A 12,374-nucleotide genomic window follows, 5' to 3' on the forward strand; every position below is an offset into this window, starting at 1 on the left:
GATGCTGATCAACTGCGCGCTGGGCCTCAACACGCCGCCGGTGGGCACGACGCAGTTCGTCGGCTGCGCCATCGGCGAGATCTCGGTCGGCGCGGTGATGAAGACGATCTGGCCCTTCTACGGCGCGCTGGTGGCGGCGCTGATGCTGGTCACCTACGTGCCCTCGTTCTCGCTGGCCCTGCCAAGGCTGCTCATGGGTTATGCCCACTGAGGCGCCGCCATCGGCCCGCCTTTCCAAACACTTCTTCGAGGACTTCCCATGAGCAAAGTCGCCTTGAGCGGCGCCGGCGGCATCGTCGGCAGCATTCTGCGCAAGGGCCTGCGCGAGCGCGGCGTCGACCTGCGCGCGGCCGGCGGTTCGCGGCCGCTCGTGCCCCTGTTCGACGGCGAGGACGTGATGCACGGCGACCTGCGCGACCCGGCCGTCGTCGACCGGCTGCTGGCCGGCGTCGACGTGCTGATCCACATGGCCGGCACCAGCGTCGAGAAGCCGCTGCCCGAGATCATCGACAACAACCTGCGCGCGCTGGTCGAGGTCTACGAGGGCGCGCGCCGGCACAAGGTCAGAAGGGTGGTCTTCGCCAGCTCCAACCACGCCTTCGGCATGTACCCGGTGGAGGAACGCCTGAAGCTGGCCAGCGCCTACCGCCCCGACGGCTTCTACGGCCTGTCCAAGGTCTGGGGCGAGGCCCTGGCGCGCATGTACTGGGACAAGCACGGCATCGAAGGCATCTCGCTGCGCATCGGCACGACGATGGGCAAGCCCCCGGAAAACGAACGCCAGCTCAGCACCTGGATGGGCGACGACGACCTGCTGCAGTTGGTGCAGCGCTGCATCGATGCGCCGCAAGTCGGCTACGCCGCCGTGTGGGGCATCTCGAACAACACCCGGGCGTACTACGACCTGTCCGAAGGCAATGCGATCGGCTACCAGCCGATGCAGAACGCCGAGGATTGGGCCGCCGAGATTCTGACCCATCCGAACCCGCTCGACGAAGTCGCGCGCGGCTTCCAGGGCGGCGCCTTCGTGACCATGAACTACACACCCCCCGAGCAGCGCGGCCGCTAGTCGCGCACCCCCTCCGACGAATCCAACCGTCCGCGTTCACGCAACGCGGCAGGGATCGCTTTTTCCACGTGAACCCCGAACGGAGCTAGACATGACACTTCCTTCAGACGACCAAGCTGCACGCCGCCGCTTCCTCGGCCTGGCACTTGGCGCCAGTACCGGCCTGCTGCTGAGTCCGCTGCTCGCCGCCGCCTCGGATGGCGAAGATGCCTTCGAGGGCGCGCATCACGCGCATGATCAAGAGGTCGAGCGGCCGACCCGAGGCGTGGATGCCGAGGTGCTGGCCTGGACCCGGACGGTTCCGCGCATCCTGTCGCGAATCCGCGCGCCGCGCTTTCCGCGCCGCGACTTTCTGATCACCGACTTCGGCGCCATCGCAGGTGATCGCGTCGCCGACCCGGTCGTCGTTGCCAACACGCAGGCCATTGCCGCCGCGATCGCCGCCTGCAACGCTGCGGGTGGCGGCCGCGTCGTGGTGCCCCGCGGCACCTTCATGACCGGCGCGATCAGGCTGCTGAGCCACGTCAACCTCCATCTGCCATTGCCCGATTCGGTGCTGCTGTTCGACACCGACCCGCGCAAGTACCCGAACGTCCTGACGCGCTGGGAAGGCAACGATCTCTACAACTACTCGCCGCTGGTCTACGCCTTCCGAGAGACCCACATCGCGATCACCGGCCAGGGCCGGCTGGACGGCCAGGCCGGCATCGACCAGTTCGATCCGAACAACAGGCAGGGCAACCCGTCGGCCTGGTGGTGGTGGAAGGGCGGCAGCCAGAGCAACCCGCAGTTTGGCTGCGCCAGCGGCACGTCCACCTTCCCGGCGAGCACCGGCTACCCCTGCCTGCCCAACCAGTCTGCCGACAGCCTGCTGCTCAAGAAGCAGGGCGCGGTGCCCGGCAACGTGCCCATGTCGCAGCGCGTCTACGGCATCGATGCCAGCAACAACCAGCACTACCTGCGGCCGCCGTTGATCGGGCCGTACGGTTGCGAGAACGTGCTGATCGAGGGTGTGACGCTGAACCGTTCACCGTTCTGGCAACTGCACCCGCTGTTCTGCAAGAACGTCACCGTGCGCGGTGTCACGATGAGCAGCCGCGGCACCAACAACGATGGTTGCAACCCCGAGGGCTGCGTCGACGTGCTGATCGAGAACTGCAGCTTCGACACTGGCGACGACTGCATTGCGATCAAGGCCGGCCGCGGCACCGACGCCTTCGCGCCACCGCCGGGCATGCCCGCCGAAGCGATCGCGCCCTGGGTTGTCTATCCGAACCACCCCGCCGTGTGCTCGTCCAGCGGCGACACCCGCGCCTGTGCCGCGGCGACGCGCAACATCGTCATCCGCAATTGCGTCATGGCCAGCGGCCACGGCGGCGTGACCCTGGGCAGCGAAATGTCCGGCGGCATCGAAAACGTGTTCGCAGAGAACATCCAGATGAACAGCAGCGAGCTCGACATCGCGCTGCGCTTCAAGACCAACACGCGCCGTGGCGGCGTGATGCGCAACTACTTCGCGCGCAACATCCAGGTGCCCAACGGCGTTTCGGCCAACAACGGCGCGATCACGATCGACTACTTCTACCGCGCCGACTCGTCCGACGACCCCGCCGAGGCGGGCCCCTACCGCCCGTTCACCGACCAGATCTACATCAGCAATCTGACGGTCGGCCGCGGCACCAAGGCAGGCACCAAGGCCTTCAACATCCGCGGGTTCGGAACCGGGTCACCGTTGCCGCTGCCGCCGAACTTCGTGGCCAACACACCGCGCGCGGGCGTCGCCGGCAGCGTGGGCGTCAATGACGCCATCGGCGTCGTGCGCGTCAAGGATTCGACCTTCAACGTCAGCACCACGCCCGACGTCGTCCAGAACGTCGACCTGCGACTCGTGAACGTGACCATCAACCGGACCTAGGCCTTTCTGCTCGGCCCGAAATCGGAGTCCTTATGAGAGAAAACCGCTTGCGCACGCTGTGGAGCCAGGACAAGGCAGCCGTTAATGGCTGGCTGGCCATCCCGAGCAGCTTTTCCGCCGAGACCATGGCCCACCAGGGCTGGGACTCGCTGACCATCGACCTGCAGCACGGCGTGGTCGACTACCAGGCGATGGTGACCATGCTGCAGGCGATCTCGACGACGCCGACGGTGCCGGTGGTGCGCGTGCCCTGGCTCGAACCCGGCATCCTGATGAAGACGCTGGATGCGGGCGCCTACGGCGTGATCTGCCCGATGGTCAACACGCGCGAAGACGCTCAGAAGCTGGTCGCGTACACGCACTACGCGCCTCGCGGCACACGCAGCTTCGGGCCGGTGCGCGCGTTGCTGTACGGCGGCGCGGACTATCCCGCTGCGGCCAACGAAGCCATCGTGACCTTCGCGATGATCGAGACCGCTGCGGCGCTGGACAACCTGGACGACATCCTGTCGGTCGAAGGCCTGGACGCCATCTATATCGGACCGTCTGACCTGTCGCTGGCCCTGGGCTGCACGCCCACTTTCGACGACCTGGACCCGAAGGCGGCCGAGGCTGTCGATCACATCCTCGCCCGCGCCAAGGCCCATGGCGTGGTCGCCGGCATCCACAACGGCAGCCCCGAGGCGGCGTTGAAGCGTATCGCCAAGGGCTTCCAGTTCGTCACCGTCAGCTCCGACGCCCGCCTGATGGCCGCCGGCGCGCAGCAGGTGATGTCAAAGATGCGTGCCGCCCCTGCTGCCACTGCCTCCACCACCTACTGAAACAGGACTCGCTCATGAAGATCGGATTCATCGGGTTGGGCATCATGGGCGCGCCGATGGCGCTGCACCTCCTCGATGCCGGCCACCAGTTGTTCGTCAACACCAAGGGCAAGCTGCCCGAAGCTGTCGCGTCGTCGTCGGCCATGCCCTGCGCCAACGCGGCGGAAGTGACCCGGCATGCCGACATCGTGTTCCTGATGGTGCCCGACACGCCCGATGTCGAGGCCGTGCTGTTTGGCGCTGACGGCGTTGCGACCGCCCTGCAAGCCGGCATCGATGCCCGCAAGGTCGTCGTCGACATGAGTTCGATCTCGCCGATGGCGACCAAGACCTTCGCGCAGAAGATCAATGCGCTCGGCGCCGACTACATCGACGCGCCGGTTTCAGGTGGCGAAGTCGGCGCCAAGGCGGCGTCGCTGACCATCATGTGCGGTGGCGATCCTGCGGTGTTCGAGAAGGTCCGCCCGCTGCTGCAGACGATGGGCAAGAACATCACCCTCGTCGGCGGCAACGGCGACGGCCAGACCACCAAGGTGGCCAACCAGATCATCGTCGCACTGAACATTGCCGCCGTTGGTGAGGCACTGCTGTTTGCCAGCAAGGCCGGCGCCGACCCGGCCAAGGTGCGCCAGGCGTTGATGGGCGGCTTCGCGGCCAGCCGCATCCTTGAAGTGCATGGCGAGCGCATGATCAAGCGCACGTTTGCACCGGGATTCCGCATCCGGCTGCACCAGAAGGACCTGGGCCTGGCGCTCCAGGGCGCGCGCGAGCTCGGCCTGTCGCTGCCGCAGACGGCCAATGCCGCGCAGCTGATGCAGGCCTGCGCGGCCAACGGCATGGCCGACCTGGACCACTCCGCGCTCGTCAAGGCGCTGGAGCTGATGGGCAACCACGAAGTCGTCAAAGGCTGACCGCCGTGGGACATCGAGCCGACCGCAAAGCGCTGTTGCGCGCGATGTTCGACGCCGCGATCGCAGCGGCGCATCCGGCGCTGTGCCTGCCGTTGCACCTTCCGCCGCCACCGAAGGGGCGAACTCTCGTGATCGGCGCCGGCAAGGCGTCAGCGGCGATGGCGCGCGCGCTCGAAGAGAATTGGCGCGGCCCGCTCGAAGGCATCGTGGTCACCCGCTACGGCTACGACGTGCCTTGCCAGCGCATCGAGATCGTGCAAGCCGCGCATCCGGTGCCGGATGCGGCAGGGCTGCAGGCAGCCACGCGCATGGCCGCGCTCGTCAAGGGTTTGACGGCCGATGACCTGGTGATCGCCTTGATCTCCGGCGGTGGCTCGTCCCTGCTGGTGGCGCCAGCTGCCGGGCTGACGCTGGCCGACAAGCAGGCCGTCAACAAGGCCTTGTTGACCAGTGGCGCGACCATTTCGGAGATGAACTGCGTTCGCCGCCACCTGTCGGCAATCAAGGGCGGGCGCCTGGCCGCGGCCTGCCATCCGGCCAAGGTCGTCTCGCTGCTGATCTCCGACGTGCCGGGCGACCACCCCATCGACATCGCGTCGGGGCCAACCGTGGCCGACCCTACGACCTGTGCCGATGCCCTGGCAATCATCAAACGCTACCGCATCGACGTGGCGCCTGCCGTGAGGCAACTGCTGGAAAGCGGCAATTGCGAGACGATCAAGCCAGGCGACGCGCGACTGGCTGGCGTCGAAACACGGATGATCACGGCGCCCCAGATTGCGCTGGAAGCTGCGGCGCAAGTCGCGCGCGCTGCGGGTCTGACGCCTTACATCCTCGGCGACAGCCTGGAGGGCGAAGCGCGTGACATCGGCAGGGCGTTGGCCGGCATCACGCGCCAGGTCGTTGTGCACGGCCAGCCATTCACGGCGCCTTGCGTGCTCTTGTCGGGCGGCGAGACGACGGTGACCCTGAAGGGCCAGGGCCGCGGCGGCCGCAATGTCGAATTCCTGCTCTCGCTCGGCATCGCGCTCGACGGGCTGCCCGGCGTGCATGCGATCGCCGGGGACACCGACGGCGTCGACGGTGCCGAGGATATTGCCGGCGCCTGGCTCACGCCCGACACGCTGGCACGTGCCTGGTCGCTGGGCATCAACCCGCTCGTCAGCCTGGACTACAACGACGGCCACGGCTTCTTCCAGGCCCTGGGCGACTCGGTGATCACCGGGCCGACCCTAACCAATGTCAACGACTTCCGCGCCATCGTCATCGACGGCGTCACCACGAAAGCCATCTGATGCCACGACCACCCTGCAATGCCAAGATCGTCGCCACGCTGGGCCCCGCAAGTGCCGACCGTGCGACCATCGAAGGCCTGGTCAAGGCCGGCGCGGATGTCTTCCGCCTCAACTTCAGCCACGGCACGCATGAGGACCACAAGAGGCGCCTCGACCTGATCCGCGCGATCGAGCATGACCTGGGCAAGCCGATCGGCGTGCTGCTCGATCTGCAGGGCCCGAAGCTGCGCGTGGGCACCTTTGCCGACGGCCCGGTCAAGCTCCTCGAAGGGGCGAGTTTTCGCCTCGACCTGCAGCGCGACAAACTGGGGGATGCCACGCGGGCGACGCTGCCCCATCCGGAGATCTTCGCCGCGCTGCAAGCAGGTTCGGACCTGCTGCTCGACGACGGCCGCCTGCGCCTGCGTGTTGTTTCCTGCGGCGCCGACTTCGCAGACACGCTGGTGGTCAACGGCGGCATGCTGTCCGACCGCAAGGGCGTGAACGTCCCCGGCGTGGTCTTGCCGCTGTCGGCGATGACGGAGAAGGACCGCGCCGATCTCGACTACGGCCTGACGCTCGGCGTGGACTGGGTCGCGGTCTCGTTCGTGCAGCGGCCCGAAGACATCGTCGAAGTCAAACGCATCGTCCAGGGGCGCGCCGGCATCGTCGCCAAGCTCGAGAAGCCGGCGGCGATCGTGTGCCTGGACGCGATCCTCGCCGAGACCGATGCGGTGATGGTCGCGCGCGGCGACCTCGGCGTCGAGATGCCGGCCGAGCAGGTGCCGGCGATCCAGAAGCGCATCGTGCGCGCGTGCCGGCGGCGGGGCTTGCCGGTCATCGTGGCCACGCAGATGCTCGAATCGATGGTGAGCGCGCCAGTGCCCACGCGCGCCGAAGCCTCGGACGTGGCCACCGCCATCTACGACGGCGCCGACGCGGTGATGCTGTCGGCCGAATCGGCTTCGGGCAAGTTTCCGGTCGAGGCGGTGGCGATGATGGACCGCATCATCGCCCAGACCGAGGCCGACAGGTATTACCGTGAGGCGATCGAGGCGTCGCACACCCAGCCCCCGGCAAATGTCCCCGATGCCGTCGGCTGGGCGGCGCGTTCGGTTGCCGGCCTGCTCGACGTGGCGGCGCTCGTGGCCTACACAAGCTCGGGCTCATCGGCACTGCGCATGGCACGCGAACGGCCACGCGCCAGCATCATCGGCATGACACCCAAGCGCAGCACGGCACGACGGCTCACGCTGGTGTGGGGTGTCCATCCGGTGCCGTGCAAGGACGTGATGGACGTCGCCGAAATGACCGAACTGGCGGCGAAGACCGCCGTGCAACTGGCTTTCGCCCAACCCGGCCAAACCATCGTCATCGCCGCCGGCATGCCCTTCGGCACCGCCGGCAGTACCAACCTCCTGCGCATCGCGCAGGTTTGACTCAGCAGGCACTGCGTATGGCAACCGACCCACAAACACCACTGGATTTCGAGCCCAGCAGGCGCTATCCCGATCCCGCGGTGAAAGTTCTCGACCCGAGTTTCGCCAGGTACCGGATCTACAGCAGTTCGGTCGAGCAATTGGGTAGCGGCATGCGCTGGGCAGAGGGACCGGTTCACTTTCCCGCCGGTCGTTACGTACTGGTCAGTGACGTACCGAACGACCGCATCATGCGCTACGACGAAGTCACCGGAGCATGGGGGTTGTTCAGACAGCCGTCGAATTTCTCCAACGGCAACGCCCGCGATCGTCAAGGGCGATTGATCTCCTGCGAGCATCTCACGCGCCGTGTCACACGAACCGACTTCGACGGCAAGGTCGTCGTGCTGGCCGACAGTTTCGACGGCAAGCGACTGAACTCGCCCAACGATGTGGTCTGCAAGTCCGACGGCTCGATCTGGTTCACAGATCCGCCGTTTGGCATTGGCAGCGATTGGGAAGGCAGCAAGGCCGAGGCCGAACTGCCCCACTCGGTCTACCGGATCGCGCCTGGCGGTCAACTGGGACTTGTCACGTCGGACCTTGCAGGCCCCAACGGACTGGCGTTCTCGCCGGACGAGAAGTTCCTCTACATCGTCGAATCGCGGGCGACGCCGAGCCGATTGATCTGGCGCTATGACGTCGGAGCCGACGGCGCGACGCTGTCGAACAAGACTGTGGTCGTCGACGCGCAGGGAGCCGGCGCGATCGATGGATTCCGTGTCGACATCGACGGCAACCTGTGGTGCGGTTGGGGCAGCGACGGCCGGGACGGCGCGCAGTCGAGCGATCTGGACGGCGTGATGGTGTTCAACCCTCAGGGCCGGGCAATTGGCTTCATTCAACTGCCCGAGCGTTGCGCCAACTTGACGTTCGGTGGTCCGAAAAGCAACCGTCTCTACATGGCAAGCAGTCACTCCTTGTATGCGCTGTACGTCAATACGAAGGGTGCGGGCTGAAGCGCAAGTCTGGCCAGCTTGTCCCATGTCCGCGAACCCCGCCGGGTTCACAACCCCAATCCCACTTTGCAGGCCGACGAAGCCCGTCGACTGTCCTCCCAGGAAAGAAACATGAAACGAATCACCCTCGTCGCCGCGCTGACCGCCATCGCCGGCGCCGCCAGCGCCCAATCCAACGTCACGCTGTTCGGCCTGATCGACCTAAGCGTCAACCACTACGCCGCGGGCGGCAAGTCCGGCGCCGGCAGCGTCTGGAAGATGAACGACGGCACCGTCAACGGCCTGAACGGCTCGCGCTGGGGCATCCGCACCAGCGAAGACCTGGGCGGAGGCATTCGCATCGGCACCCACCTGGAAGCCGGCGTCAATGTCGACACTGGCACCTCCGCCCAGGGTGGCCGCGCCTTCGGCCGCCAGATCTTCGTCTCGCTCGCGTCCAAGGACGCCGGCGAAGTGCGCCTTGGCCGCCAGTACGTGCTGAGCGACTCGGTCGTCGGCGCCGGCAACCCCTATGGCAACGGCGGCCTCTGGAACCCCACCACCTCGGTCACCAATGCCGGCAAGAACCTGCCGATGTTCCTGAATGCCTCGCGCGCCGACAACGTGGTGCAGTACGAGACCCCGGCCCTGGGCCCGGTCAAGCTGGCCGGCCAGATCGCACCGGGCGAGGGCACGGCCGACCGCTTCCATGGCCTGCGCGCCGTCTACTCGGCCTCCGGCCTTTACGTGGGCGCCACCTACGAGTGGGGCGAGTCGCGCACCACCAAGAAGACCAACAACAAGTCGATCTCGGCCTCGGCCAACTACGACTTCGGCAGCTTCAAGATCAAGGGCGGCCTGCAGCGCAACAGTGACCTCGCCACCGGCAGCGGCAACGGCGCCGCCGTCGGCGTGAGCAGCCTGGTCGTCACCGGCACCAAGACCTTCGCCTTCGACAAGAGCAATGGCTGGACCCTGGGCGCCGAACTGCCCGTGGGCGCCTTCACCTACGCCGCCAACTACACGCGCATGAACTTCGACGGCGCCAACGGCAATTCCGACAACCTCGGCAAGATTGCCGCCGGCGGCTGGTACGCGTTGTCCAAGAGCACGCTGCTGTATGCAGATGTCTCGTTCGCGACCGGCGGCCTGAAGGACTACATCAGCGAGAAGACGGTCTACCAGGCCGGCATCCGCACCTCGTTCTGAGTTGCCCGAAGACCCGCGGCGGCGCACGTTGCGGGACGGCGTCCGGCTCACCCGATCAGCACGCCGCAGCGACTGACCCGGGGTGCGCCCGGCGCCCGCCGCCCGCCCCGCGGGTCTGCCTATTGCCTGCTGAGGTCGTAGGTGTAGTGGAGAGTCAGCGTCGACATGGTCCTCTTTCGACGCTGCTCGGCGGCCGGTTTCGACGAGTTGGACCACTTCTACCGCCCGCAGGGCCTGGCGATTGAGAAGCAGCCCTGGCTGGCGAGTGTGGGGCGCAAGCGCTGAGGCCCGGCACTGCGGCACTACGGATCGGTTGATCTCCCAGCGGGAGCGCGCCCAGCAGATGGCTGAGTTGGTGTAACGGCCGCGGCTGCACCGGCCAACGACTGCTCTACGGCTGTCAATCTCGGCGGGCGGACGCCCGGATTGGGTCGGTTGGGTGAGTTCGGCCCGGTGAACAGCAGTCACCGGCCGGGTGCCGGCGGTGCTGGCCCAGTGCCGGTGCCGACTACGTCAGCAGTACTTCGTATAGCTGTCACTCGGACCGGCGCAGGCCGCTGAGCCGAGCGTCGGCTTGATGGCGCCTACCGTGAGTACGCTGGCCGCAGGCGACCGGCCGCAACCGCTGCAAAGCCGATCACCGAATATGCCTGCAAACGCCGACACAGGTTTGCCATCAATAGTGGGGCGGCAGTTCGTCGCGCGGGCTGAGAACCTCTGGCGTGACCTCAGAGACGCGCCGCTCACGCAGGTACAGCAGTTCTCGCGTGAGCAGATCTATCTGCCGCTGTTGCCGCACGACGACCTCGTTCAACCGGTCCAGGGCGTCTTCGGTGAAGCTGACCTTGATCTCCAGGTCGGTAAGGCGGCAGTCCACTTCGGCATTTGTCATGGTTGCCATTGTCAGCGGCGTGGGACCGCTTTGCGCAGGCGTCGCCGGGGTGCCGCAGCAAGAGATCATTGACCACCTGAAGGCGGCGCTGGCGGCCTTCAGGGACGTGGCGGCTAACTTGCCGCGCCCAGCCCCAGCGGGCGAGTGGGTGCGGTGCTCGCATTGCGCCCAGCCGGGCCGATTCGCACTTAGCTCGGCTGGCGGTGAGAAGCCTTTCCAGGCCGGTGACCGCCCTGACCTGGCAATCGCGCAACGCCCGGGTGGGCAATTCGGGCAAGCTGGAGCAGAGACGCGAGCGCAGGGTCGTCGGCTGGGCCGGCCAGTCGGCCAGCTTCTCGGGGCGGAGAGAGTGGAAGACCTCACGCGAGCGGGGCGACGGGCCCATGCCGTCGGTGAAGCGCGTGAACTGCCCCGTGGCTTTGAACAGCAAGCGCAGCGGCTTGCCTCCCACGTCGCCAGTCGAGCTTGGCGCTGGCGGAGCGTTCGGTCTGTGCCTCGCGTTCGGTGATGCGCTGGCCTTCTTCGTCGCGCTTGCCTTCAATGACGCCCACAGGGGTCCAGCAGCAGGACGTAGTCGGCCGGCCCCCTGTCGGTGGAGAAGTCCCGCACCGCCACACCGCGGCCGGCGCCGGCGTTGAGCCGCTTCATGTCATGCAGCAGCCAGCCTGCCTGCTGCAGCTTGGCGTCGATGGCCTGGCGGGCCTTGGCTTCCGGACCTGTCTTGGCGGGCCCTACTCCGCCACGTACTCGACCAGCTCTTCGATCTTGCAGTCGAAGTACACGCACAACTTGTCGAGGATGTCCGTGCCCGTGCTGTAGCCCTTGTGATTGAGGATCTTCGACAGCGTCATGCGGTTGACGCCCGAGGCCTCGGCCACCTCTTGCACGGTGATGCGGCGCGACTCCTTGAACTGCTTCTTCTCGATCAGTTCAGCCAGCTTGAAGCGGATCACGCGATACCTTGAAACAACAGATGATAAGAAAAAGGATCAAAAGTACTTGCGAAGCTGCGAGAGATGGCTATGATAAGCATCAGACGCTAACGAACAGCAGCGTTTGATCAGTCCAGTAATCAAGTGCGATGGAGAGTAGCATGGTCAACACCTACCTGACAACCGACGAGTTGTCGTCCCGGATCAAGTATGACGCCCGCACGATTCGCGAACGGCTGAAGGACAGCGTGCTGCTCGAAGGCACGCACTACGTCCGCCCGTTCGGCGGCCGCAAGATCCTGTACGTGTGGGAGACCATCGAGCGCGACATGCGGCTGGCTGCCAGTGTGGACCGCCTCTCGATTCCGATGGCTGTCGGCGCCGATCCAAATCTGAGCCACCGTGCCGACCGAATATTGAGCCAGGGGTGGGAGCCGACTTTGAGAGTGTCGGCTGTGGATAAGTTTAGTTGTTAGCCTGCTTCGTTGACCTCCTTTGTGCCGTGTTGATCGCGCGGGGGAAGACGCGCAGGGCGTAGCCCGTAGCGGCTTCCCCCGCGCGGCGCCCGGTCAGAACGGTTCGGCCTCAGCCTCGGTCTTGGCGCCCTTGCGCGTCTGCTCTCGCGCCTTGATGCGCTTCTTGGCCTCGGCCGTGCTGCGGCTGAAGCGGATCGACTCGTTGCCGGTCTCCACGATGTGGCAGTGGTGCGTGAGGCGATCCAGCAGCGCGGTGGTCATCTTCGCGTCGCCGAACACACTGGACCATTCGGCGAAGTCCAGGTTGGTCGTGATCATCACGCTGGTGTGCTCGTACAGGCGGCTGAGCAGGTGGAACAGCAGCGCCCCGCCGGCCTGGCTGAAGGGCAGGTAGCCCAGCTCATCGAGGATGACGAGATCCAGGCGCAGCAAGCTCGTGGCGATGCGCCCGGCCCTGCC

12 protein-coding genes and 1 pseudogene are annotated in these 12,374 nt (G+C 66.4%); 10 read left to right on the top strand and 3 right to left on the bottom strand.

The genetic code is table 11. The features are described from left to right. The 9 genes from JMV16_RS15655 to JMV16_RS15695 all read left to right on the top strand — a co-directional run. Positions 1 to 211 (top strand): TRAP transporter large permease subunit (locus tag JMV16_RS15655; protein WP_201495238.1); only part of this gene is annotated, 211 nt, incomplete at its 5' end. Between the two features lie 48 nt (positions 212 to 259). Further along, entirely contained in the window at positions 260 to 1,069 is an 810-nt protein-coding gene (locus JMV16_RS15660; RefSeq protein WP_201495239.1) for an NAD-dependent epimerase/dehydratase family protein, read from the top strand. A gap of 91 nt (positions 1,070 to 1,160) precedes the next feature. Further along, on the top strand, positions 1,161 to 2,984 hold the full coding sequence (locus tag JMV16_RS15665) for a glycoside hydrolase family 28 protein (RefSeq protein WP_201495240.1): 1,824 nt from the start codon (positions 1,161 to 1,163) through the stop codon (positions 2,982 to 2,984). Between the two features lie 32 nt (positions 2,985 to 3,016). After that, complete coding sequence (locus tag JMV16_RS15670) at positions 3,017 to 3,805, top strand: HpcH/HpaI aldolase family protein (protein WP_201495241.1); 789 nt, start codon at positions 3,017 to 3,019, stop codon at positions 3,803 to 3,805. A gap of 14 nt (positions 3,806 to 3,819) precedes the next feature. Next, positions 3,820 to 4,716, top strand: a complete 897-nt coding sequence (locus JMV16_RS15675) for a 2-hydroxy-3-oxopropionate reductase (protein ID WP_201495242.1) — start codon at positions 3,820 to 3,822, stop codon at positions 4,714 to 4,716. Between the two features lie 44 nt (positions 4,717 to 4,760). Beyond that, positions 4,761 to 6,011 (top strand): glycerate kinase, encoded by a 1,251-nt coding sequence (locus JMV16_RS15680; protein ID WP_201495249.1) that lies wholly within the window; start codon positions 4,761 to 4,763, stop codon positions 6,009 to 6,011. Further along, a complete protein-coding gene (gene pyk, locus JMV16_RS15685) occupies positions 6,011 to 7,429 on the top strand; it encodes a pyruvate kinase (RefSeq protein ID WP_201495243.1) in 1,419 nt (472 codons plus the stop codon). Before JMV16_RS15680 ends, pyk begins: the two co-directional genes overlap by 1 nt. Before the next feature lie 17 nt (positions 7,430 to 7,446). Continuing rightward, positions 7,447 to 8,427 (top strand): SMP-30/gluconolactonase/LRE family protein, encoded by a 981-nt coding sequence (locus tag JMV16_RS15690; RefSeq protein WP_201495244.1) that lies wholly within the window; start codon positions 7,447 to 7,449, stop codon positions 8,425 to 8,427. Positions 8,428 to 8,538: 111 nt separating this feature from the next. After that, positions 8,539 to 9,615, top strand: coding sequence for a porin (locus JMV16_RS15695; protein ID WP_201495245.1), 1,077 nt, complete (start codon positions 8,539 to 8,541; stop codon positions 9,613 to 9,615). Between the two features lie 676 nt (positions 9,616 to 10,291). On the opposite strand, the gene JMV16_RS15700 is transcribed toward JMV16_RS15695, so the two are convergent. Together JMV16_RS15700 and JMV16_RS15705 are read right to left on the bottom strand one after the other, a co-directional pair. Beyond that, positions 10,292 to 10,507 carry a SlyX family protein gene (locus JMV16_RS15700; protein WP_201495246.1) on the bottom strand — a complete coding sequence of 72 codons (216 nt, stop codon included), beginning with the start codon at positions 10,505 to 10,507 and terminating at the stop codon, positions 10,292 to 10,294. Positions 10,508 to 11,238: 731 nt separating this feature from the next. Then, entirely contained in the window at positions 11,239 to 11,460 is a 222-nt protein-coding gene (locus JMV16_RS15705) for a helix-turn-helix domain-containing protein (protein ID WP_201495247.1), read from the bottom strand. A 140-nt stretch (positions 11,461 to 11,600) separates the two neighbouring features. On the opposite strand from JMV16_RS15705, the pseudogene JMV16_RS15710 reads away from it, so the two are divergent. Then, a pseudogene (locus JMV16_RS15710) lies at positions 11,601 to 11,819 on the top strand (hypothetical protein); the annotation flags it as partial. A gap of 189 nt (positions 11,820 to 12,008) precedes the next feature. On the opposite strand, the gene JMV16_RS15715 reads toward JMV16_RS15710, so the two are convergent. After that, the coding region (locus tag JMV16_RS15715; protein ID WP_201495248.1) for an ATP-binding protein at positions 12,009 to 12,374 on the bottom strand (366 nt) is incomplete at its 5' end.

Origin of the sequence: Rubrivivax sp. A210 (genome assembly GCF_904426505.1) — a bacterium.
Classification (GTDB): Bacteria; Pseudomonadota; Gammaproteobacteria; order Burkholderiales; family Burkholderiaceae_C; genus Rubrivivax.

What these genes read in the sequence shown, in the direction of transcription:
- JMV16_RS15660 (WP_201495239.1), top strand. Translation starts at nt 260, where the DNA reads ATGAGCAAAGTCGCCTTGAGCGGCGCCGGCGGCATCGTCGGCAGCATT.
- JMV16_RS15665 (WP_201495240.1), top strand. Translation starts at nt 1,161, where the DNA reads ATGACACTTCCTTCAGACGACCAAGCTGCACGCCGCCGCTTCCTCGGC.
- JMV16_RS15670 (WP_201495241.1), top strand. Translation starts at nt 3,017, where the DNA reads ATGAGAGAAAACCGCTTGCGCACGCTGTGGAGCCAGGACAAGGCAGCC.
- JMV16_RS15675 (WP_201495242.1), top strand. Translation starts at nt 3,820, where the DNA reads ATGAAGATCGGATTCATCGGGTTGGGCATCATGGGCGCGCCGATGGCG.
- JMV16_RS15680 (WP_201495249.1), top strand. Translation starts at nt 4,761, where the DNA reads ATGTTCGACGCCGCGATCGCAGCGGCGCATCCGGCGCTGTGCCTGCCG.
- pyk (WP_201495243.1), top strand. Translation starts at nt 6,011, where the DNA reads ATGCCACGACCACCCTGCAATGCCAAGATCGTCGCCACGCTGGGCCCC.
- JMV16_RS15690 (WP_201495244.1), top strand. Translation starts at nt 7,447, where the DNA reads ATGGCAACCGACCCACAAACACCACTGGATTTCGAGCCCAGCAGGCGC.
- JMV16_RS15695 (WP_201495245.1), top strand. Translation starts at nt 8,539, where the DNA reads ATGAAACGAATCACCCTCGTCGCCGCGCTGACCGCCATCGCCGGCGCC.
- JMV16_RS15700 (WP_201495246.1), bottom strand. Translation starts at nt 10,507, where the DNA reads ATGACAAATGCCGAAGTGGACTGCCGCCTTACCGACCTGGAGATCAAG.